At 39.5% G+C, this 23812-nt stretch carries 24 protein-coding genes; 5 read left to right on the forward strand and 19 right to left on the reverse strand.

All coding sequences use genetic code 11. The annotated features are described in order from the left end of the window. Positions 1-56: 56 nt before the first annotated feature. The 4 genes from Q0376_RS08375 to Q0376_RS08390 all read right to left on the reverse strand — a co-directional run bounded on the left by Q0376_RS08375 (position 57) and on the right by Q0376_RS08390 (position 3239). A complete protein-coding gene (locus Q0376_RS08375; RefSeq protein WP_298706462.1) occupies positions 57-464 on the reverse strand; it encodes a cytidine deaminase in 408 nt (135 codons plus the stop codon). Beyond that, complete coding sequence (locus Q0376_RS08380; protein ID WP_298706464.1) at positions 457-1779, reverse strand: thymidine phosphorylase; 1323 nt, start codon at positions 1777-1779, stop codon at positions 457-459. The genes Q0376_RS08375 and Q0376_RS08380 overlap by 8 nt, the downstream gene beginning before the upstream one ends. 134 nt (positions 1780-1913) lie before the next feature. Beyond that, positions 1914-2591, reverse strand: a complete 678-nt coding sequence (gene deoC, locus Q0376_RS08385) for a deoxyribose-phosphate aldolase (RefSeq protein ID WP_298706466.1) — start codon at positions 2589-2591, stop codon at positions 1914-1916. Between the two features lie 27 nt (positions 2592-2618). After that, positions 2619-3239 (reverse strand): 3'-5' exonuclease, encoded by a 621-nt coding sequence (locus Q0376_RS08390; RefSeq protein WP_298706468.1) that lies wholly within the window; start codon positions 3237-3239, stop codon positions 2619-2621. A gap of 448 nt (positions 3240-3687) precedes the next feature. Here Q0376_RS08390 and pyrF point away from each other — a divergent pair, with 448 nt between their 5' ends. Further along, positions 3688-4407, forward strand: coding sequence for an orotidine-5'-phosphate decarboxylase (gene pyrF, locus Q0376_RS08395; RefSeq protein ID WP_298706470.1), 720 nt, complete (start codon positions 3688-3690; stop codon positions 4405-4407). Then, positions 4404-4991, forward strand: coding sequence for an orotate phosphoribosyltransferase (gene pyrE / locus Q0376_RS08400; RefSeq protein WP_298706472.1), 588 nt, complete (start codon positions 4404-4406; stop codon positions 4989-4991). Before pyrF ends, pyrE begins: the two co-directional genes overlap by 4 nt. A gap of 87 nt (positions 4992-5078) precedes the next feature. On the opposite strand, the gene Q0376_RS08405 is transcribed toward pyrE, so the two are convergent. The 5 genes from Q0376_RS08405 to Q0376_RS08425 are packed head-to-tail and all read right to left on the reverse strand — an operon-like array spanning position 5079 to position 10500. Next, entirely contained in the window at positions 5079-5528 is a 450-nt protein-coding gene (locus tag Q0376_RS08405; protein ID WP_298706474.1) for a metal-sensing transcriptional repressor, read from the reverse strand. Positions 5529-5564: 36 nt separating this feature from the next. Next, on the reverse strand, positions 5565-7223 hold the full coding sequence (locus Q0376_RS08410; protein ID WP_298706477.1) for an ABC transporter ATP-binding protein: 1659 nt from the start codon (positions 7221-7223) through the stop codon (positions 5565-5567). Between the two features lie 16 nt (positions 7224-7239). After that, positions 7240-8793, reverse strand: a complete 1554-nt coding sequence (locus tag Q0376_RS08415; protein WP_298706479.1) for an ABC transporter substrate-binding protein — start codon at positions 8791-8793, stop codon at positions 7240-7242. Then, complete coding sequence (locus tag Q0376_RS08420) at positions 8790-9566, reverse strand: ABC transporter permease (RefSeq protein ID WP_298706482.1); 777 nt, start codon at positions 9564-9566, stop codon at positions 8790-8792. Before Q0376_RS08420 ends, Q0376_RS08415 begins: the two co-directional genes overlap by 4 nt. After that, on the reverse strand, positions 9559-10500 hold the full coding sequence (locus tag Q0376_RS08425) for an ABC transporter permease (protein ID WP_298706485.1): 942 nt from the start codon (positions 10498-10500) through the stop codon (positions 9559-9561). Before Q0376_RS08425 ends, Q0376_RS08420 begins: the two co-directional genes overlap by 8 nt. 400 nt (positions 10501-10900) lie before the next feature. Here Q0376_RS08425 and Q0376_RS08430 point away from each other — a divergent pair, with 400 nt between their 5' ends. Next, positions 10901-11608, forward strand: a complete 708-nt coding sequence (locus Q0376_RS08430) for a class I SAM-dependent methyltransferase (RefSeq protein ID WP_298706487.1) — start codon at positions 10901-10903, stop codon at positions 11606-11608. Positions 11609-11746: 138 nt separating this feature from the next. Here the strand turns inward: Q0376_RS08430 and Q0376_RS08435 are convergent, their stop codons facing one another. The 7 genes from Q0376_RS08435 to Q0376_RS08465 form a co-directional block, all read right to left on the reverse strand. Next, positions 11747-12220, reverse strand: a complete 474-nt coding sequence (locus tag Q0376_RS08435) for a YbaK/EbsC family protein (protein WP_298706489.1) — start codon at positions 12218-12220, stop codon at positions 11747-11749. Between the two features lie 85 nt (positions 12221-12305). Further along, positions 12306-13310, reverse strand: a complete 1005-nt coding sequence (locus Q0376_RS08440) for a PhzF family phenazine biosynthesis protein (RefSeq protein ID WP_298706491.1) — start codon at positions 13308-13310, stop codon at positions 12306-12308. A gap of 296 nt (positions 13311-13606) precedes the next feature. Then, on the reverse strand, positions 13607-15013 hold the full coding sequence (locus tag Q0376_RS08445) for a pyruvate carboxylase subunit B (protein ID WP_298706494.1): 1407 nt from the start codon (positions 15011-15013) through the stop codon (positions 13607-13609). A gap of 38 nt (positions 15014-15051) precedes the next feature. Beyond that, on the reverse strand, positions 15052-15378 hold the full coding sequence (locus tag Q0376_RS08450) for a hypothetical protein (protein ID WP_298706496.1): 327 nt from the start codon (positions 15376-15378) through the stop codon (positions 15052-15054). Positions 15379-15676: 298 nt separating this feature from the next. After that, entirely contained in the window at positions 15677-16636 is a 960-nt protein-coding gene (locus tag Q0376_RS08455; RefSeq protein WP_298706498.1) for a hypothetical protein, read from the reverse strand. An 8-nt stretch (positions 16637-16644) separates the two neighbouring features. Continuing rightward, a complete protein-coding gene (locus Q0376_RS08460; protein ID WP_298706500.1) occupies positions 16645-17592 on the reverse strand; it encodes a phosphodiester glycosidase family protein in 948 nt (315 codons plus the stop codon). Positions 17593-17610: 18 nt separating this feature from the next. Next, positions 17611-18429 carry a polysaccharide deacetylase family protein gene (locus Q0376_RS08465; RefSeq protein ID WP_298706502.1) on the reverse strand — a complete coding sequence of 273 codons (819 nt, stop codon included), beginning with the start codon at positions 18427-18429 and terminating at the stop codon, positions 17611-17613. 301 nt (positions 18430-18730) lie between these two features. Here Q0376_RS08465 and Q0376_RS08470 point away from each other — a divergent pair, with 301 nt between their 5' ends. After that, positions 18731-19537, forward strand: a complete 807-nt coding sequence (locus tag Q0376_RS08470; RefSeq protein WP_298706504.1) for a carbon-nitrogen family hydrolase — start codon at positions 18731-18733, stop codon at positions 19535-19537. Positions 19538-19953: 416 nt separating this feature from the next. Further along, positions 19954-20412, forward strand: coding sequence for a helix-turn-helix domain-containing protein (locus Q0376_RS08475; RefSeq protein ID WP_298706506.1), 459 nt, complete (start codon positions 19954-19956; stop codon positions 20410-20412). Positions 20413-20650: 238 nt separating this feature from the next. Here the strand turns inward: Q0376_RS08475 and Q0376_RS08480 are convergent, their stop codons facing one another. From Q0376_RS08480 to Q0376_RS08490, 3 genes are all read right to left on the reverse strand, one after another. Beyond that, the gene (locus Q0376_RS08480; RefSeq protein WP_298706508.1) at positions 20651-21757 is read right to left on the reverse strand and encodes an NADH-dependent flavin oxidoreductase; all 1107 of its coding nucleotides are present in this window, start codon (positions 21755-21757) and stop codon (positions 20651-20653) included. A 180-nt stretch (positions 21758-21937) separates the two neighbouring features. Next, entirely contained in the window at positions 21938-22312 is a 375-nt protein-coding gene (locus tag Q0376_RS08485) for a MarR family winged helix-turn-helix transcriptional regulator (RefSeq protein ID WP_298706510.1), read from the reverse strand. Positions 22313-22680: 368 nt separating this feature from the next. Beyond that, positions 22681-23181: a GNAT family N-acetyltransferase gene (locus Q0376_RS08490; RefSeq protein WP_298706512.1), complete on the reverse strand. Its 501-nt coding sequence runs from the start codon at positions 23179-23181 to the stop codon at positions 22681-22683. Between the last annotated feature and the right edge of the window lie 631 nt (positions 23182-23812).

Below are 23812 nucleotides of genomic sequence, written 5' to 3' on the forward strand. Positions count from 1 at the left end.
CGGGCTTGCTAGTATGTAATAAAAGAGAGGTGAACAACAGTTCACCTCTCTTTTGTTTATTCTTTATTCATAGCCTTCGGGCCAAAACTCTTAGGTAATAAATCCTCCAAAGTATAACATATAATAGAGCCATCCTGAGCTTCCAAATAAACACAATCGATGTCAAATTCCACCATAACTTGCCGGCAAGCACCACAAGGCATGCAAGGGCCTAAACTATCACCAGCAATGGCAAGGCCTGTAAACGCCCGTTGCCCCCTAGCCACAGCGGTTTGAATGGCTACGCGCTCTGCACAATTAGTTAAACCAAAGGACGCATTTTCTATATTGCAACCTCTTACAATCGTTCCATCAGCACAGCGCAAGGCCGCACCAACACGAAATTTAGAGTAAGGGCTATGGGAGTGCTGTTTGGCTATTTTAGCCTCTTCCATTAAAAGCCGTCCTTCTTCACCTTTAGTCATAGCGCTCCACCCCCTCTTTTGTCACTTTAGCTAAAATCAGGGGACCTATCTTAGGTGCTTCGGGTCCCATAGTAAAGGCACTTTCTAATAGTTGTGCCCCCCTTGACAAGAGTTCTTCCCTATCACTCTGCACATAGCCTAACACGTCGCCACAATTCACCATATCACCCGTCTTTTTTAGGATCTCAATCCCTGCCTTGTAATCAATGGCATCGCCTTTTTTATGTCGACCAGCGCCTAAGGCCAACGCCGCTTCCCCACAACGCTGTGCATCCATTTGCGTAATGTAGCCCGCTTGAGTGGATCTAAGGGGCAATCTATACTTAGCCTTAGCAAAATCACGATTTTCTAACGCTAAGGCTTGACCCCCTTGGGCCTTCACAAAGTCAAGAAACTTCTTGTAACCCCGCCCATTAGTTAAAGCCTGCCGAGCCAAGCTTTCACACTCTTCATAAGAGCCACGACCACCTAAAAACAACATATTAGCAGCTAGCACCAAGGATTCTTCAGTTAAGTCTTGAGGACCTTTATTTTGTAAGGTAGCGACTACTTCCGCCATCTCCAAAGCATTGCCAATAGCATGCCCTAAAGGTCGATCCATATCAGTTACTAAAGCTACTACCTGACGATTATGTTGCACGCCTATGGCCACCATAGTCTTCGCAAGTTCCAATGCATCATCTAGGGACTTCATAAAAGCCCCACTCCCTACTTTTACATCGAGTAAAATAGCTTGACTTCCTGCTGCTAATTTCTTGCTCATAACAGAGGAGCCAATTAAAGGAATGCTATCCACTGTCCCCGTTACATCACGCAAGGCATATAATAATTTATCGGCCGGAGCTAAAGCAGCAGATTGCCCTGTTACAGCAAGGCCGATGTCTTTAACTATGCGTAAGAACTCCTCCCTCGTGAGAGCTACCTTTACTTGAGGAATCGATTCTAATTTATCAATCGTACCACCTGTATGACCTAAACCACGGCCTGACATTTTAGGTACGGGCACGCCACAAGCTGCTACTAAAGAGGCAATAATAAAAGTAGTTTTATCTCCCACGCCGCCGGTACTATGTTTATCGACGGTAATCCCGGGAATGGCGCTCAAATCAATTTGCTCACCGGATTCGGCCATTACTAATGTGAGATTGGCTGTTTCTTCATGAGTCATGCCCTGAAAATACACGGCCATTAACCACGCGCTGACCTGATAATCTGGTATTCGCCCTGCCACATATTCATTGATTATATAGCGTAACTCGTCTAGATTATGGGTCTCACCGCGGCGCTTTTTTAAAATCAAATCAACCATATGCATACCATCACCCCATCTCAGCACTCACAGACTCTGACTTTATAAGCACTGGCAAACTATATCTTTATAAGTATTCACAAACTATATACATATAAATAATTACAAAAAAATCTTTTATAACCTATAATCTGCATCTACTAAAACTCTTCGTCTAAATGGTCCTTTAAAAGTCCTACCGCAGCACTGGCCCCCAAGCGAGTGGCCCCAGCCTTTAACATGGCTGCTAAATCCTCTATAGTCCGCAAACCACCAGCCGCTTTAACTGCCACCTTAGGTCCTACCGCCTGTTTTAGTAACTCTACATCTGCCACCGTAGCACCGCCTGTGCCAAAGCCAGTAGAAGTTTTAATAAAATCTGCCCCACCAGTAGTAACAACTTGGGCAATTTTTACTTTTTCCGTTTCATTTAAATAACAAGTTTCTACAATCACTTTTAAGATACGATTTGCACAAACCTCTTTTATTTGGCGGATTTCTTGTTCAATACAATCAAATTCCTGAGCTTTTACGAGCCCTAAAGGAATGACCATATCAATTTCATCAGCACCGTCTAATAAGGCCTGTTTCGTTTCAAAAATCTTGGCCTCCATGGACGCATAGCCTAAGGGAAAACCAATCACTGTACATATAGAAATAGCCTGCTTATATTTTGCTTTAACCGGTTTTACAAACATAGGAGGAATACACACGGAAGCCGTTTTATATAAAATAGCCTCTTCTACTAGTGCCTCTACCTCACTCAATGTAGCCGTTGGCCTCAATAAAGTATGATCTACATGCCTCAATATATCTCGTCCAGTAAATGACCCTTTCATAGTATCTCCTCCTATTTCATTGATTACTTAAAAGAATGACACTTGCTCGCCTAAAGCCGCCTGATTCATTTCTTTTCGCTTATCTTCAGTAATGAATGGTGTACGTTGCAAGCCAATGTTAGTCAGTAAAGCATCAATGGAGTCCACCTGTTTCTCTTTAGCCGCAGCTACTGCCACTTGAGCACATACCTCCGCATCATCTAATGCATAATGATGTCTAAATTTATATCCTAAATAGGCCCCCATCGTATTCAATTTATGATTTTCTAAATTAGGCCACACGCGCTGGGAAATCTTTACTGTACAAGCATAATACATATTAGGCCATTCAATATTATAATGGTCTAATGTGGCCCGTAGCACGCCCATATCAAAACGAGCATTATGGGCTAATAATATTTTACCTTTTAAATGATTTTCATAAATAGCCGGCCAAAGTTTATCAAAGGTAGGTTTATTAGCCACCTCATTAGGCTGAATTTGATGAATGGCAATACATTCAGGGTCAAAATTCATAAAAGGGGGCTTAATCAAACTATAGCCTCGCTTTGTAATAATACCATTTTCAACGGTAACAACGGCTAATGAACAAGCACTATTCGCATATTTATTGGCCGTTTCAAAATCAAGAGCAACAAAATCTAACATATAATCTCCTTCATAGTATTTTATAATTGTATAACTGTATTAAGTCTCATAAAAAATAAAGACAACTAATGGTTTTAATATAATAATAGGGTAATAAACATATAAACTATATTTTTCGATATAGCTTATTTACTATTATATACCAAATTGTCCTCATTAAGAAGATATATTCTGCTATGCGCACCAATAAGGTCGATTAGCAGGTTTTGTATGGAAACATCTAATACTAAAACTATAGTCCTAAAAAAACTACGTCTAAAAGGCTAATCCTAAAAAAGTCTGCCCCTAATACACAGGCGTTTTTATTTTCTTATAAAAGTCATTTGACTTTATCTATATTTTATGTAAAAATTATTTGAATATCTTTATTGTATGCTCACGCTTCGGGTCGTATGTGTCCCCGTAGAAGTGATCATAAACACTGTATAATCTAAAAGGAGGTTTCACAATGGCAGATGATAGACTCATAGTGGCTCTGGATGTGGCAAGCTTAGATGATTTGAAGCGTCTCGTTACCACCTTAGGCGATTCTGTATCGTATTACAAAGTAGGTATGGAACTCTTTTATGCTACAGGGCCCGACACTATCTCTTATTTACGGGAGCAAAATAAATCTGTATTTTTAGACTTAAAGCTACATGATATTCCTAATACGGTAGCACAAGGCGTAACCTCCTTAACTCGGTTAGGAGCCAAATTAATTACCTTACATAGTCAAGGTGGCCCTATTATGATGCAAAAAGCTGCTGAAGCAGCCACTAAAGCAGCTCAAGATTTACAAGTAGAACGGCCTAAACTCTTAGCTGTAACAGTACTCACTAGCTTTGACGAAGAAGCTTGGACTGCAACTGGCGGACAACTTCCTATTGCCAATCAAGTGGTCAAACTCGCTAAATTAGCTAAAGAATCTGGCATGGATGGGGTCGTAGCATCCCCTTTAGAAGCTAAAGCGATTCGCGAAGCTTGCGGCGAAGATTTTCTCATTGTTACGCCAGGCATTCGTCCTAGCTTTGCTGCTGCTAATGACCAAAAACGTATTGCTACCCCAAGCAGTGCCTTACAGGATGGAGCATCAAAACTCGTTATTGGTCGACCTATAACCAAGGCATCGAATCCACAAGAAGCTGTGGAGTTGATTATACGTGAAATGGAGGCAATCACAAAATGATGACAGAACAAGAAGTTAAACAATTATTAATCGATACGCAGGCAATTTTAGAAGGTCACTTCTTACTTACCTCTGGTCTACACAGCCCTATGTATGTAGAAAAATTCAATGTATTACAACATCCTAAATACACCGAACGTCTTTGCCAAGAATTAGCAGAGCGCTTCCGTGATCAAAATGTAGAGCTTGTAATCGGGCCAATGACTGGTGGCATCTTACTCGCTCATGAAGTAGGTAAAGCCTTAGGGACTCGTGCTATTTTTACTGAACGTGAAAAAGGCAAAATGACTCTTCGCCGTGGTTTCCGCATCGAGCCAGGCACACGCGTTCTCATCGTAGAAGACATTGTAACTACTGGTGGTTCTGTTCAAGAAGTAGTTGATGTAGTCAATGCATCGGGTGGCGAAATTGTAGGTGTTGGCTTACTTGTAAATCGCAGTGGTGGCAAAGCTGAGTTTGGCGTACCAAAAGAAAAAGTACAAGCCTTACTCAATTTAACAGTGCCTACCTACCAGCCTGAAGAATGTCCACTTTGCAAAGACAATGTGCCAATGACGGAACGTGGCAGCAAGCATATTAAATAAAATATAACTAATATAAAACTAAAAAAAGGATTGTAGAATTATTTCATTCTACAATCCTTTTTTTATGGAAAGCGATTGATATAGGTATTACTTTATAAAACGATCAATAGCTTCATTCAGTTTTTCTAAGGTTTCATGGTCATTCGTCTTAACCGCTTCCACTAAGCAATGTTCAATATGATCTTTCATCACGACTCGACTCACACCTTTTACAGCGGAGTCAACGGCAGCTAATTGGACGAGCACTTCACTACAGTCACGCCCTTGCTCCACCATGCGTTTTACAGATTCCAAATGCCCTATAATTCGCGACAGGCGATTGAGTACCGCCTTTGTCTGCGTATGAGAATGGCTATGACCATGTACATCATGTGCATGTGCTAAACCTGCCTCATGACCATGTGCATGTGCTAGGCCTGTCTCATGACTATGTCCAGACTGGCTACATGCCCCAGGGGTATGTGTGTGCTCTGTACTATCCTCATGGCTATGGCCTACTTTATGACTATGTATATGCTTATGATTTTCTTTAACCATGCCCTCACCACCTTGTAAATAATATCTATTATACCATCAAGGTTGGCGATTTACATAATGAAAGGCTTCTAATAATTTTTTTAACGTATCACTTTGAGGATTATTTAATAAGGAGGCGACCTCGCCAGTTTCAACTATTTCATGATGATCCATTACATACATGCGACTACATAAACTACGCACTACCTCTAAGTCATGAGTAATAATAAGGCCAGAAACATTCGATTCACCTTTTACACGCTGTAAATACGCTATAATTTCCTCCGCTGTATGGGGATCCAAAGCAGATGTAATTTCATCACATAATAATAATTCAGGACCACTCATTAAAGCCCGTGCAATGGCCGCCCGCTGTCCTTCACCACCACTGAGTTCAGTAATATATTTACTTTTATATGTAGATGAAAGTAGTACTTTACCTAAAGCCGCTTCCGCTTCCCCCTCAATAGTAGCACCTTGTACTTCACGCAAACTCCACTCTAAAGTACGCTTCGGATGAAAGGCACTCTGGGGCTGCTGAAAAATAGGCTGCATAATCTGACCTAACTGAGCCAAAGTTAACTTGCGAATATTCTGCCCTTTTATTTCAATACAACCTTCATAAGCATCATATAAGCCACAGGCGACTTTAAAGAGACTACTTTTCCCTGCCCCACTTGGACCAATAAGGCCCACCCATTCGCCAGGCATAACTGATAGATTCACCTGCTTAACCGCTTCAAATCGGTCTTTACCCTGCGTATAGGAGATGCTAATATCCTTCATATGTAATAGGGGACGCACTACTTTATCTGGTAAACACTGCTTGGTAAATCGCTCCACTTCATCGCCATGATTTACTATTATGTCCTCTGCCTTTATGTCTGCCGCTTCTATGTCTTCCTCTTTTATATCCTCCGCATTTATGTCTTTCGCTTTTATATCTTCCGCTTTTACGTATTCCTCTTTTACGTTCCTTCCTATGTGAAACTGCTGAGCCCCCTCATCAGCCAAAAGTTGGAGTTTCTTATCTTTAATTTCATAAATACGGCCCCCTAAATGAGTGAGCAGTTCTTTTTGATGTGTTACAAAAAGTAATGCACAGCCCGTCTCCTTAGTGACTTTTTTTAATAATTCAACAAGAACAATTTGACGTGTTAAATCCAGGGCCGCCGTAGGTTCATCTACAAGCAATAGTTCCGGTTGAGGTAGTAGCGCCACGAGAAGCGCGACACGCTGAATCATACCGCCAGATAATTCCTGAGGATATAAATATATGCTGTCCCAATCTAAATCTAAGCTCTTAGCTAAACTCTGACTCCGCTTAAGACCTTCCTCCCATGGCAACTCTATGGCCTTACAAATCTCTTGGATTTGACTTAGTAAGGTTCGCCTTGGCACAAATGAAGCGAGCCCATCTTGAGGCATATAGGCCAATCGCTTACCGCGAAGTGCATGCCATTGCGCTTCACTACGTGGTATGGGCTTTTCAAATAGCTTACTCTTATGCCACTGAACAGACCAGCTCGACTTTAATACACCACATAATGCTTTAAGTAGCGTACTTTTGCCAGACCCGCTGGGCCCTACTAGAGCAACGCGCTCGCTCCGTTTCACCATCAAATGAGCCTCTTCAAGTAAAACGCCTTCACTCCCCTCAATCTGCATGTGATCCAAATATAGCACGCAACCATGCTCATAATTTGTATGCTCCACCACTAAATCCTCCGCCTTATTTAACAATATCTATATCCTTATTGATTTCATAATAGTCAGAAGGATATGCTTCAAAATGAGATACATTTTGTTTAGTCACTAAATTCATTTTCAAAAAGGCCACATATATAAAGGCATTATCTGAAACTACTTGTTGCGCCATGTCTTGCAAAATACGCTGTCGCGCCATAGGATCACTAGTACGATCCAATTGGCCATCTAACTCACTTATCCGAAGATTTGTATAGGCCCCCACATTATCCACGGCGCCTGGTAATACATTGGTTTTAAAATAATACGAGCCTTCACCAGAAGGTGCCGTTACAAAAGCCTTAGCAAATACATCAAACTGTCCCTGTTTTAAAGCATTCATATAGGAATCCGTAGCATTTACTTCCACCTTAATACCTATGTCCTTCAAAGAGCTTTGTGCCATTTCGGCTAATAAAGGCAATTCCTGTCTTGATGTATACGTAAGCCAACGAATTACCAAGGGCTGACCATCTTTTTCTACATAGCCATCGCCATTTGTATCTACATAGCCAGCCTCAGCCAATAATTGCTTAGCCCTTTCTTTGTCATACGAAGGTACTTGCAAACTCATTTGCCCGAGCCCTATGGTATTAGGAAATGGACCCGCTGCAATTAAGCCATTGCCCTTTAATAAGACGGTAACAAAATCTGATTTGTTAATCCCTTGCGCAATGGCTTGGCGTACACGATTATCTTGTACTGCTGATGATTTAAAATTAAATGCAATCTGATATACCCTAGAAGTAGCAGCTGAACTAATGTGATAAGCTGTATCTTGTTCAAATAAATTTATACTACTATAAGGCAAGCCCTGTGCCGCATCAATATCGCCCCGTTGTAAGGCCATCGTCAACGTATCTCCATCAGTAATGCGCTGTACTTTTACACCTTCTAATTTAGGCATGCCACCCCAATACGTATCATTGCGAACCAAAGATACAGTGCTATCTGTAACTTCGGTGGCTTTAAATGGTCCAGTGCCTACTACAATGCGATTCGTCTCCCCTTCGGCAACATCAATAATAGCACTATAAGGGTCGGCTAAGTACGTAAGCAACACGGTAGCCGGATGCTCAGACTGAATTGTTACTTGCTGCCCTTGTGCTGTAATCTGGCGTATTTTTAAATCCTTAGACGCCCGATCATGATTGGCCAATACAAACTCCAATGAGGCTTTTACAGTCTCACCAGTTAGGGCCTTACCATTTGAAAAGGTAACTCCCTCCCGTATATGAAAACGAATCGTATGAGGGTCAATCATTTCATACGTATCTGCTAGCCAAGGCTGTACTTCCATTTGTCGGGAAAATTTTACTAAAGTCTCTGCCACACCATAGCGTATGGCACTCCAGCCTTGATACGCCACAGCAGGATTAAGCCCTGCATTTTCCATGGCAGGACCATAGGCTGTTGTACCATAATGTAATATTTTCTTATGAGAATCATCACCGCTGTTAAAACCACATCCCAATAGAAGCACACTGATACTACTTACTAGTACAATGCTCCGAAGAATGTGTCTCATCGTTTTCTTCATACCTGCCTCCTCCACTCTTCACTAGCTAATTGTATAGCCCCTACAGTTAGCACTAATCCTAAGCCAGGGCCTAATACGAGCCATGGCGCTGTTTGCATCACACTGCGGCCCGCACTGAGCATACTCCCCCATTCAGGGGTTGGGGGCATAGCACCTAAACCTAAAAAGGAAAGCCCCGCTAATTCCATTAAAACAACCCCCATATCAAGAGCTGCTGTAGTTATTAAAGCATGTCCAATCATAGGTCCTATATAATGCCACGCAATATGAAAGGTGCCATGACCTTCTAATTTAGCAATATGGATAAAAGGAGCACTTTGCAAAGACTTAGTCAAACTCCGTGCTAAGCGCGCATATTTAGGAATATACAAAAAGATAAAAATATAGGCTACTTTATCTAAACCACCACCTAATACGGCGGCTAGTGCAATGGCCAGTACTAAGGTGGGCAAAGATAAGAATAAATTGCCCATGCGTATCACGAGCCAATCCCAAAGCCCCCCTTTATAGCCTCCTAAAATGCCGGCTATAGCGCCCACTACTGTAGCTACGCCTACAATACACACAGTCGTACCAATAGTTAAACGTCCTCCTAAAAGAACCCGCGCTAATACATCGCGACCATATTGATCCGTACCTAGCCAATGTGCACTGGATGGACCTTGCAAGGCATGCATTAAATTTTGCTCATATGGATCTTGTCCCCCCAAGAGCGGCCCCACAGTAATTAAAAGAAGAACGACTACTAAAGGAATAACATACTTTTTATTCATCACTAGCCCCTCCTCGCCACTGTGGATTCAAATGCTGCTGCCATATATCAACTAAACTATTTAATACGATATAAATCATAGACACCCATATTACATAGCCCTGCAATACAGGATAATCACGGCTCACAATAGCATCATAGGCTAATTTGCCAATCCCATCCCACATAAATATAGACTCTACTATGGTGACTCCACCAAGTAAGGAGCCACAAGATAATGCCACTAAAGTCAACAAGGGCGGCCAAATAGCGGGTACCAAGGTATGCCATACAATGGTCCGCCAAGATAGCCCTCGTGTCCGCTGTGCCAAAATATAGGGCTTACTTAGCTCTTCAAGAGCCAATGTGCGGACTTGTTGAATGTATTTAGCACTCATACTAATAACCAATGTTATGGTTGGCAAAATAAGTCCTGTCACGCTATTAGATTTGGGAATTACTGGTAAAATAGTAAGTTTTAAGGCCACAATATAAATGAGTAACAAGGCTATAAAGAAATTAGGTAATGAATTGCCCAATATAGTCCAACCGCGCAATAGGGCATCATAAGTAGAATGGGGTTTCAAGGCCCCTAAAATGCCCAAGGGTATTGCCAATGCAATGGTTAATCCTAAGGATGTAGCCATTAAACTTAATGTGGCAGGAAGGCGGCTAGCCAATAAATGACTCACTGGTTCTCCATTTACATAGGAACGCCCTAAATCGCCCGTCCCGACTTGCCCTACCCAAGTTATATATTGGGACAGTATAGGCTTATTTAATTGTAATTCTTCGCGCTTAGCAGCCTGTGCCTCATAGGATAAACTCTGTTGCTGGGAATATACTACATCCACTACATCATCTTGTGTGGTATGCATAAGAAAAAATGTAAGCGATGTTATAATTAGTAAAAATACCAGCCCTTCACCAAGGCGGCGCCATACTCTAATCCACACAAGCGATCCTTTCCCGTTGCCCTTAGCAACGATTACTATTACTTTATAAAATCAAATGCCCTATTATGAACTACTATATTTTCAATAGCCTCCTAACACTATCTATTACTCTCTAGTGTAATCGGCTAACACTATATTGAAAAGCCACCCTAGGGGATATAATTACAAAAATAACCCCCAGCCCCGCTTACAATATATGCTAATTTTTCGTATAATCAATACTAACTTATTGTATCATATACCTTATATGACTTATACCTTATATGACTTATACCTTATATCCGCTACATCTTATATGGTTATAAATTGTATAAGCTACATCTCGTATAAGGCGCAGATTATATAAGATACCCTATATGAGGTATAGCTATAATGTAATTGTAATTATTAGGAGTTTTTTATGGATTTATTACATCAAATTGAGTCCTATTGGGACAAGCGCAGCGCTGATTTTAATACATTACGCCTGCAAGAAATGAATAGCCCTAATGGCAAGGCTTGGTATCAATTAATTATGAGCCAGCTTCCGAATAAAGCTAAACTTCGCGTTCTCGATGTTGGTACTGGCACAGGTTTCTTTTCCTTTTTACTAGCCCACCACGGCCATGATGTATTAGGCATCGACATGTCTCAGCAAATGGTAGACCATGCCCAAGCCAATGCCCTTCAGTTTAAAAGTTCTGCTCAGTTTGAAAAGATGGATGCCACTAAATTAAACTTTCCTAACGAAGAATTTGACCTTTTAATTAGCCGCAATGTAACTTGGACACTTCCTGACACCGAAGCAGCCTATGCCGAATGGCTTCGCGTCTTAAAACCACAAGGTTTACTTTTAAACTTTGATTCTGACTATGGACAAACAACCTTTACTAATACGAAAGGTCATGTACATGAAAATATGGATACGACGGTTCTTGATGAATGTACAGCTATAAAAAATGCCTTACCTATTAGCGCCGAAACACGCCCCCAATGGGATGAACGAGTATTAAAAACCCTGGGCATTTCTAGCCTTATTATTGAGCCTAATATTCGGCCCCTTGTCCAATTAGATGACAAATTACAATATGAAGACGTACCTATTTTTATGATTAAAGCCATAAAATAAATAGCATTTAGCTGAATTATGTCAATAATCTAAAAAACTAACAAAAAGCCTAATCAATGAGTGCTCAACCGAAGCATCACTGATTAGGCTTTTATTATTAAATTAATTGCCTAGCTTCCACTATAAACAATGTATGACCTATGATTCCCAATTTTTACACACGTCCACCCAGCGAAGTGAGTTGGAATGTTCTTCTAACTCCTGCGGTGTAAGGCGAATCGCACTATGTCCTGTGCCCGCTGCTGGATATACAATATCAAATCGCTGCAAGGAAATATCCAAATAGACTTTTACATTAGGTTTAATACAAAATGGACATACGCCTCCAGGGGCATGTCCAATATAGCCCTCCACTTCATCAGCATGAATCATCTTGGCCTTACAATCAAACTCTGCCCTAAATTTATGATTATCTACTTTAGCATCTCCAGCCGCCACAACTAAAATAGGCTCTCCATTAGCTATGAAGGACAATGTTTTAGCGATTTGCTTAGGTTCGCAGCCCACCGCAATAGCAGCTGCTTCAACAGTGGCACTATTTTGACTTAAATCATGCACTCGATCTCCTAATCCATGGTCCTCAAAATATTGTTTAATTAATTCAAATGACATACAGTTCAGGCCCTCTTTCTCTTACGCTTTCCCCGTTTTAGGTTATTTACCATTTATTTTACTACACATTTCTAGATATATGTCCCTACTTTATATGTAGCTCTGCCGTAGCATATAAAGCAACTTGACCCGCTAATTTTACGCGGTCCCCTTCCATTCGGCAATATAAAGTACCGCCGCGCGGTGATGCTTGATAGGCCGTAATTTGTGATTTTCCCAATTTTTCAGCCCAGTAGGGAACAATATGGCAATGCCCAGAACCACATACAGGATCTTCTGGTACAGCTAATTTAGGAGCAAAGGAACGAGATACACAATCAACGCCCTCTTGTAAAGGCATCATTTTACCGCCTGCTTCATGTGGAGCTTTCCTTTTGTTAAACTCTAAATCATTAGTTGAATTACCAGTTAAGTCATTAGCTGAGCTACCGATTGATTCATTAACTAAACTATCAATTGACCCATTAACCAAACTATCATCTAATTCATTAACTAAACTATCAGCTGACTTATTAGCTAAACTATCAGCTGACTTATTAAGCAAATCAAGTAGTTCAGTTTTAGCCGTAACATGACAGAGCAAGCCGTCTAACTCTTTTATTTTTTCTAAATCAGGCGACAAATCTACTACCATCTCAGGTAACGGCAAAACACAAAGTAAATCACGCCCCATATAGGCTTCTACGGGCCTTACCCCTAGGGCCTTCTCCATGGCGTCAGTTACTTCTACTTGAGTTAATGAATAGGCAGGAAAATCCATTTCATATAGGGAACCTTTGCGCTCTACTACTAAAGGACCACTGAGTGTATCAAAGGTAATCTGCGGGGCATCTTTGTCATAGAAATTCATAAGCACATAGGATGTACCTAAAGTCGCATGTCCACAAAGGTCAATCTCCGCACTTGGTGTAAACCATCTAAGTCTATAATTACGCCCCTCTTTAACAGCAAAGGCCGTTTCAGATAGATTATTCTCTTTAGCAATATTAAGCATCATATCCTCGCTGAGCCACTCATCAAGAATACACACAGCTGCTGGATTGCCATGAAATATCGTATCAGTAAAAGCATCCACAATATACTGTTTCATGCGCTGCCCTCCTTTATAAGAGTTAATATCATTGGTTTATTAAAATTAAATTTATTATAGCACCATATATAGAAGGCGTACAATTGTTTTGTAGAAAAATACAATATAAAAAATTCCGAGCAATCCAATAGATTACTCGGAATCACAATCTACCATATTATAAAGTTTTATAAACCCAATCGACTTAATTTTATAAGCCTAATCGCTTAAGCTTAATACTTAATAAGACTACGGCCTATAAGCTTAATAAACCCAGTCCTAATAAATCTTTATATCGTAAAATGTACCGCATCAGTTTAGTCACGAGGAATAATTAACTGACGGCGCACCACTTCTTGAGAATGTTTAGTAAAGAATTGTAATGCCACTTCAGGGAACATAGCATAGGTCAAGACATCTTCATCAGTAAAGCCTTGGAACCCCTGAGTTTCTAATTCGCGACGGTATTTGTCCAATTCTGGTTCTACTAAATCAGCTGGGCGGCAAGTAATTGGCGCTTCATCTCCAATTAACTTTTTCTGCACATCTTCATTAATAGGACCTGGTAAGCGACCATATTTACCACGAATTAAATCTTTAACTTCTGTTGGCGCCATATGATAACGATCTAAGCCATTAGCCATAAAGTTTACATTCATCATAGCCATAGTACCTACAATTTGACTCGTTGGTGTTACCAATGGAGGGTAACCAAGATCGGCACGAACCCGTGGCATTTCATCCATCACATCAAAGAATTTATCTTCCATACCCATTTCTTTTAATTGATTACGTGTATTGGACATCATGCCACCAGGAATCTGATAATGGCGCACTTCAGGCAATACTTCATGCGCTGGAGTCAAACCAAATTCAGCAGCGATTTCATTACGCACGCCACGGAAGTAAGTAGCTAATTCACGCAATACATCTAAGTCTAAACCAGGGTCATATTCTGTACCACGAAGCATTTCTACTAAGCTTTCAGTAGCTGGCTGTGAAGTGGCATGCCCAAATGGACTCAATGCAGTATCCACAATATCAACACCCGCTTCAATCGCTTTTAAATACGTAGCACTGGCAAGACCACAAGTAAAATGACTATGAAGGTCAATGACCATATCTTCGCCTAAACGTTTCTTCAACTCTTGAACCAAGGATACAGCATCATAAGGCGCTAATAAACCGGACATATCTTTAATACATAAGGAGTCAATCCCCATGTCTTTTAATTGTTCTGCCACACTAACAAACATATCATTTGTATGTACAGGACTAATTGTATATACGATGGTGCCTTGTACATGAACGCCACATTTATTGCCCGCTTTAATAGCTTGTTCCATATTGCGAGGATCATTTAAAGCGTCAAAAATGCGAATGCGATCAATGCCATTTTCCTTTGCCTTAGCAACAAAGGCTTCTACTACATCATCTGCATAATGCTTATAGCCTAATAGATTCTGACCACGCAATAACATTTGTAGTGGTGTATTTTTTAAATGACTCTTTAAGACGCGTAGGCGATTCCAAGGATCTTCATCTAAGAAGCGTAAGCAACTATCAAAAGTTGCGCCACCCCAGCACTCGAGTGCTTCATAACCTAAAGAATCGAGCTGTTCTAGGGCTGGTAACATTTGGCTAGTGCGCATGCGCGTAGCCAAAATCGACTGATGACCATCACGAAGTACGGTCTCCATAATTCGGATTTTTTTTGATTTCATGCTTAAACTCCTTCCAAAAACATATGGGGTTGGTTTTCTTATTTAACTTGTTTAGGTGCCGTTTCTAATACAATACGGCGTCCATCTTTTTTAACTTGTACCGAAAAATCCCCATAGCCATCTTTAAAATATTCCATTTTTATATCCAGTAATAACTTTCCAATTTGTGTTTCAATTTTTTCAGTTAAAAACTCTCTATAAAATGCCTCCTGGCTATTAGGATTGGTGGATTTGCTCTTGTGAATAACAGGGCGATTGCGCTCTTCTTCACCACGGAGCATGGCCGTTTCAAAGCTTTCCTCTTCCACTACATTTTTAAACATATCCGCATCGCTAAGGCCTTTTTTAATTTTAAATTTAGCCATTCTATCTCCTACTTTCCAATACCAACAAATAACAGCCTAACACTGTTATTTGTGAAAGTCAAATGCCCTTATTAAGGTCCTTAAGACCATCTAATCTTTGCTAAGTCTTATTACGTACACAGCAATAGCTCCCATGAGTACAAACTACTAACTTACAAAATATACACTAATAGCTTGCAGAGTATTCACTAATAGCAACTTTTGGCAACTTATTTAACCTCTGTCCTTGATTATATGTTCACACTAATAGCTTGCAGCGTATACAACAACAACCGAGCTAACAGAACAACTATCAGAACTAGCGTTTTTTACTAGAGTCGCGGTCTTTGGAGTTACTGTCTTTAGAGCTACTATCTGTATCGTCTTTCGCCCCATCAGTACCACTTGGCAAGGTGTTATTTTCAATCGCCGTAACGGTAATGGATTTTAAATCCTGTGGACTATCAAATGTTTTCATGGTTTCAAAGCCCACTCCTAATTGACCTTTGCTAACAGATAACGCTTCATCATCTTCATTAACTTTAGCAATATAAATATTTTTAGCCTTATCTACACCAATTAAGCGATAACGGCCAGGAGGATTAATTACACGCCAACCCCCTTCAGTGCCATCAAACATAAACACATCACCGGTACGAACATTATCGTAGAAGAAATTATCTTCATCATAGAACACGGCAATGCGACCAATATTGGAGGCTTGCATGTACACGCGTCGCGTATCATAGTTAGCATCAGTACGATAAATTCGATATGCATTTTCAGCTACTTTTATTTTCATATATACCACATTAGTAGCCGTTGAGAAAGCGGCATCAACAATTTTACTGCCCGATGGCAAATCTTCCATGGCTGTATCTACTTCGTGGTCTGGTGATTCAGGGTCAAATCGAGCTAATACAACATTATCTTCTTCTCCACCATATAAGCCCATAATTGCTAAATCACGGTCAGGCAACCATTCAAAATAGCTTACGGAGCGCCCTTTTAAATCAATATTTACAGGCTCTTTCTTACCTGATGTATATACTCTTACACTGTCCTGTGTAATAACAGCCATGTATTTATGACCTTGGGAATAATATTTACTGCCTTCACCTACATCAGGGAAATTGCCATCCTTATCCTGATTTTCACTAGAACTTACAGCAAAATCTGTAGTAGGAGCAAAATAAATTTGATCTAAATAATAATAAATACCACCTTGTAGCGCTAAGCCCAGCACAAAGGCGCTCATTACTTTTCCAAATGAATTCATAGGTCCTCCTATTTCACAATAAAGGCCGTAGGAATCATCCGTTCGCCCAATAAATCAGCAGGTTTATTAACAACTTTACCATTATAATACAAGGTCGTACTGGAACCACCATCTAAGTTCGCTGCAATATAAGCACCTTCTGCGTATAATACATCCTGCACATCTCGTAAGGTAGCACCGGTGGAATAACCTGGTTGACGACCATCAATAACTAAAAAGAGCACCGAGCCATCTTTCTTCTGTCCAATTGCTGTACGAGGACCAATGCCCCAACCACCATCACCGTCAGTGATCATTTTCTCACCGTCTACAATAAGTGGTGGCCCAAAGGTAATTCCTTCCATAGCATTCATATCAGCGAGCTCTGTTTTATTATAATTACCAGCTACTAGATTCCCCTCTTTTGTAAAGCCTACAAAATCAACGGCTTCATCAGGTCCTACATCCTTACCGATAACATACTCACCGTCTTGTAAAATAAAGCCATAAGGCAAACGCCCTGTACCGGTACCATTAGGATCATGGAACCCACCAGCATTAATAGCCGCCACCGCATCATTATCTTTGGCAATATTACTTACAGTTTCACCTTTTTCCTGAATATTTTGGGCCGTTGCTACCTTCACACGACGAGGGTCTGGAATTTCTAAAATATAGCCTACATACCGAGTGGATTCAATTTTACGTAATTTTAAAGTTGAATCTTCACGCGCTTTAAACTTAAATAAGTCCTGACTGCGCACAGTCCCTACAGTCCCTACAATCATATTGATTTCATCCTGATCAAATAACCATGTAATATATTGTGGATGGCGGGACCGCATAATAGCACCTACAACAGTGCGTTTTAAATTATCAAAGGGCCCAAATAGGACCACAACCGGCGATGTAATAGCAGTAAAAAGAAAGATCAGGATAATGAATTTTACCCAGCCTTTACTAAAGAATCGTTTCATGCGTAACTCCTCTATCTCTTATAAATCTGTATATGTCTCTGTTGTAATACGCTCTTTAAAATGTTCAATATCAACTGCATTACCAATCCAAATTCGTTGTAATGCATAAGGATTATCGCCTACATGTACCCAACCAGGATTCATCGTAGTAGCTAATTGGATGCCATTCTCCTTAGCCACTTTTTGAGTGTACTCCGTTTCACGGCCATAAGGGTAACAGAACCATAGATTATCTATCCCTAGTTTCTCTTTTAAAACCTTCTGCGCTTTTACAATATTATCCACTTGCTCACTAGTAGATAGTTCATTCATCCGTACATGGTCATATCCATGACTGGCAATCGTAATGCCATTATCTTGCATTTCCTTAACCTGCTCCCAAGTAAGGCGCTTACCCATGTCTCCAGGATTAATGTAAACAGTGCCGGCAAAACCATATTCTTTAAGCACAGGATATACAATAGTATACGTATCTTCATAGCCATCATCAAAAGTAAGTACCACTGGCTTTACTGGTACCGGCTTGCCTTCCCTAACATAATCATTTAACTGCTCCATTGTAAGTGGGTGGAAGCCATTGTCATGTAAAAACTTCATCTGTGCTCGGAACAAATCCTCCCTAATAACAGCATCATTGTCTTTATCAGGGCCCACTTTATGATACATTAATACAGGAATGCCATCAGGTACTGCCGTCGGCACCTCTTCTTTTACTTTCTCAGCAGCTACCTGCGTTTTTTGTGGTGCCTCGCTAGTGCCCCCCTTATCAGTAGCACAGGCAGTAAGAAGTAAAGCTAAACTACAAAGCATACAAAGGGCGAGTATGAATCGCTTCATTTTTTCCTCCTAGTCTATATAGTTATAAAATTTTATTTTGCAAACACGAATTCAATCTATATTATACCATAATGAGCATTGCTGTTGCATTACATGCAATGCTTTAATCTATTCACCTTTTACAATTTATAATTATATAATTTTATGCTCATATATATACAGTATCTATATACATTGACAGGCATAGACCCCCTTTGTATACTTAAAGTACAGAGATATAAAGAAGTAGAAATTCTTTCTATCAGTTTATATTTACACACGATTTTTATACATTATATTTACACATGGAGATGATCATATTATGACTAAATTAGCACTCATACAACTAGCCACTGATGTAGGTCATATGGATACGAACTATGAAATGGTTGCGGACGCTGTACTTAGAGCTAGCGAAGAAGGCCCTCACATCATTGTATTGCCTGAAACTTGGAACACAGGCTTCTTTCCCTCCAAAGACTTGATTCACCAAGCTGATTACGAGGGAAAATGCTCCCAAGAGTTTCTACAAAATTTAGCATTAAAGACCAATTGCCATATTGTAGGCGGCTCTGTAAGCACTGTAAAACAAGGCTCCGTTTACAATACTACATACATCGTGGACCGCCATGGTCACATCATTTCGTCGTACGATAAAATGCATTGTTTCTCCCCGGCTAAAGAAGATCAATATTATACGGGCGGCACAGCGATACATAAATTCATGCTGGATCACATAGCTTGTTCCTCCATCACATGTTATGATATTCGCTTTCCAGAATTAGTACGCATGGCTGCCCTCCAAAATATAGATATACTATTTATTCCAGCCCAATGGCCTTCCGCTCGTTTAGAGCATTGGCGTATTTTAAATCAAGCAAGGGCTATCGAAAACCAGATGTTTGTATGTGCCGTTAATGGCTGTGGTAAAATTGGCCATGCTCACATGGCAGGCCATTCCTTATTAGTCGATCCCTTCGGCACCATACAACGCGAACTAGGCAATACCCCTGGCATTGGCTATATTACCATTGATACCAGTTCAATTCCATCTATTAGAGAAAAGATAAATGTCTTCCAAGATCGTCGTCCAGAATTATATAACCTCGGCCTTGAGCGCCAAAGTTAATCTAAAACAACTTATGAAAGCTTAAGCATCATGATTAATACATTCTTAATACATTCTTAATACATTCTTAATACATTCTTAATAGATTCTTAATATATTCTTAATACGTTTTTAATTCATTCTATATTTTTGTTCTTTAAACCAAAATTTTTATATGAATCAAAGTTTTATATAATATGTCGTCCTATTACAAATGGAGCTCTTAAGCGGCGTACTTAAGGGCTCCATCATTTTTCAAGTTTCATACATATTAGCCAGTCAATGCATTCCATTCGCACCATTTGAACTAATTTGTAATTATAGGGTAGACATTTACTTTGTTTTACCGTATGATTAATTATGTTGAATGTGTTTTTTAGATATATGATTTGCTAAAATCGTATATCTGTTAGGGTTTAACAACGGAGGCATAGCTCATGACTGTCAAGAACAATGACAAAGAAAAAAGAGAGAAGCTGAAGCTCTACCATCCAAAGAAGCACAACAATGTAGTAAGGGAAGATGGTAGCCCTGACAAAAATTCCTTGCGCTTTACAGCGCTTGCCTTTGCGTCACTTTTGAATCCTTTGTTACCAACCGTAAAACCTAAAAAGGCTGTATCTGGGGAAGCATTTTATAATTGCTTAGGCCTTAAAATTGCACGGCTTCGAAAAAGTAAAGGACTCTTACAACGCGACTTGGCCAAATTATCTGGCATTAGTATTTCCTATTTGTCTCGTATTGAACGAGGCTATGCGGTACAGGGAGTGACGCTAGATATTTTAGCCCATTTAGCGGAGGCCTTGCAAATTGAAATGCAGAATATGTTTGCCTTCACGCCGGAAGAAATTGCCCAAGCTCATTATCGCAGTGAAATCAAAAAATTTAATTGTTAAGCTTTTTTACAAAGCTATATTCTCATATAAAACTATGCAAGGAATTGGAGAGTCTACTCATTCTACAATCCCTTTTTCCTATGGAAATAAAAAAGCCTCAAGTAGTACATAGTGCTAGCTTCGGACTTGCTAAGTCGCAAAAAGCAAGTTCTACACTAGCTAGCTATATACGCTACTTGAGGCTTATTGCAATATAAAAAGGAGTGTTTGTTATACTAAAGGATTTTTTAAATGTAAGCTATTTCACTAAACGATCAGGCACCTTCATTTCCATGAATGCATAAGTTCCATTGGCAATCATCAGTATATCCTTGTCCTGAAGATTTAAGGTGGAGCGAATTTCACTATCACGATGTGCTAATATTTTGGCACTCCAATTAGGATCAATTAAGGAAGAACATCCTATAGCTGCAATTTCAGAATGTTCTAAAGCAGCTTCTAAATCAGCTCTATCTCGTATATCTCCTACTGAAATCAATGGCATCCGCCCGTTAATGGTATCATGCACATAGGCAAGCATGGATTTTTCTTGATACTCAGGTACATTCGTTTTTCTATCATAACGAGTCAAGGAAATATGCAAATAATCAAGTTTTTTTTGGGCTAATTTATCAACTAACCACAATGACTCTTTTAAATTATATCCTGGGTCAGTTTCTTCTCTTGGAGAAAAACGATAGCCTATAATAAAATCAGGTACCTTCATAGTATCAACAGTTTCTATTACCGCATCTACGACACGTTCAATGAAATGATATCTTTTTTCTAGACTGCCACCCCATTTGTCATTACGACGATTGGAATGTGGAGAGAAAAATTGATGTAATAAATAATGATTAGCACCGTGAAGCTCTACACCATCAAAGCCAGCTTTAATAGCTCGAATCGTGGCTTGTTTAAAGTTCTCTATAATCTCTTCAATTTCCTCATTAGTTAATTCGCGAGGGATTTCAGCACCTTCTTTTTCTGCTGCTACAGCACTAGGTGCTACAGGCTGTTCCCCTTCAATTGTTTTGCTATCAGTCATGCGCCCTGCGTGAAAAATCTGTAATACTGCCTTGGTGCCATCTCGCTTTATGGCCGAAGCTAAACGACTAAGACCAGGAATAAATTTGTCATCATAAACACCTAGTTCCCCTGTCCAACCCATGCCATTTTTTTGGATATTAGCTACACCAGTAATAAATAAGCCTACGGCACCGGTACGCATACCATAATAAGCTATTTCATCACCTGTAACCGTTCCATCATAATAGCTCATTCGCGTTGTCATAGGCGGAATAGCCAATCTATTCTTAATTTCTAAGCCACGGTTAAATGTAAGAGGTTCTGTTATATTACTCATTTATCATCTCATCCTTTACTCTATTTTCAGTCAATGTTTGGTTATGTACTTGTAAATGTATGCACATGCATTTACAAGTACATAACTATATATAAACGATACAGCTAAACGCCACGTCCCGCACTTAGCCATATCGGAATCCCTTTAATACAACTAAATATTGTACTATTCCTAAACGCTTTACTTAATACTATAAAAGGAATGTAATACTTCTTGTACAATTGGTTCTGCCTTTGCTAATTTCTCTAGGCCATGCTCCGTAATGCCAATATAAACGCCCCGTTTATCACAACTACATAAACGCCGTTCAATACAGCCGCAATTCACATCTTCCATGCGAAGAATCATGCGAGACATAGCACTCTGACTTAGGCCAACCTGCTCCTGTAAATTGTTTAAGCGCAATTTATGCTCTTCTGCTTGAGCCAAAAAGTGCAATACATAATAGGCATTCAAACTCAAGTCAATGCGCGACTCCAAAGCATGCTCTAGGGCTTCGGAGATTTCTCTAACTCGTTTATAATCAGAAAACCATCGCAAAAAATAATCTGTCATAAGTGGTCTCCTTCCAAAATCTATAATTTAAAATGCATGCACATGTATTTACATTTATTATATTACACTATAATAATAAACTTTGCAAGTGCCCCAAATAAAATTTTTATAATGCCTTTTATGGATGCCTATTATAGCTATCATTCCAGCTATCTTTTAACGATCTTTTAACGATCTTTTTAACAATCTATCCAAATATTTATTCAAATATCGTCTTAATTATTTTCTAAACGATCTTCCTAATGATTTTCTAAACTGTCTTCTTAATTATCTTGTCAAAGATTTTTTAGACATCTCCAAAAAGCTTTTTAAAGGAATTTTATTAAATTAGGGCACTTTAAAATTATAATAAACTTATTAAAAAGTTATTAAACAAGCAAATAATAATTTACTATGCCTAAAAACTCTGCATTCTTTACCCCTACTTCAGGAATTACGCCCGAATAAGTAAAACCAAATTTTTCATGCAATGTAACGCTTCCCTTATTGCCCGCCGTAATAACAGATACCACTACATGAGTCGCACTATCTTCTTTTGCATAATTTAAGATATGCTCCATCAACTTAGTAGCTACACCTTGTTTCCTAAATGTAGGCCCTACATATATAGATAATTCTACGGTACTTGCATAAGCTTCCTTACTCCGATAAGCCGATAAGGTAGCGTATCCTGCAATTGAATCGCCTATAGTAGCTACGAGTAACGGATGATTTAGCGTATTATGATCTTCATACCAAGTAGTCCATTCATCAATTGTACGAGGCTCAATATCAAACGTTGCTACACCATTAAGAACTTCGTAATTATAAATCTCCAATAATGCTGGAATATCCTCTCTCACCCCAGAACGAATTAAAATCTCTCTCATTATTTCCTCTTTTCTGTGCTGCTTTATATTATAAGCACTCTCAAATATTATAATGATTTATTATAGCATATTTTAAAATTTAAAAGAGCATATCCTCTTAAACTAATGTTAAAATCTAGCGACTTATTTTGCGCTATTAGGGCGTTTCTATGATTTCGTGACTCATTAATCACGAAATAAAGAAAATGACCTTACACTTGAAATATAGCATCTATTATTAATCTAATTTTAAACTCAAGCATAATAAGGGATTATGCCCTCATAGAAACCCAATATAAAAGAGAGTGTCCTTTGATTATGACTTAAAGCTAGTGGTAAGATTGTTATTCAGCAACTACCCGTTTGCGTTGTGGACTTTTTCTTACGTTTGCCTTTACCTTTATAAATACTTCCGTTCGAAGGCTGTGGACTTTGCTATGCAAAGTCTTACGCCTCGAACTAAGCGATTCGCTCTAATTTATGCGTCGCTTGTGCTCCTTTAAATTATGCTCACTGCGTAACGCCCCGAACTACACGATTCACAATAATTTGTGCGTCGTTACCACTCCTTCAAATTATGTTCACTGTGTATCCCCGGACCGCTTCTATTGTGCTTATATCCATAGAGATACCTCTACTATTAACTCTTCTT

It is taken from the genome of uncultured Veillonella sp. (assembly GCF_937981445.1).
Classification (GTDB): domain Bacteria; phylum Bacillota; class Negativicutes; order Veillonellales; family Veillonellaceae; genus Veillonella_A.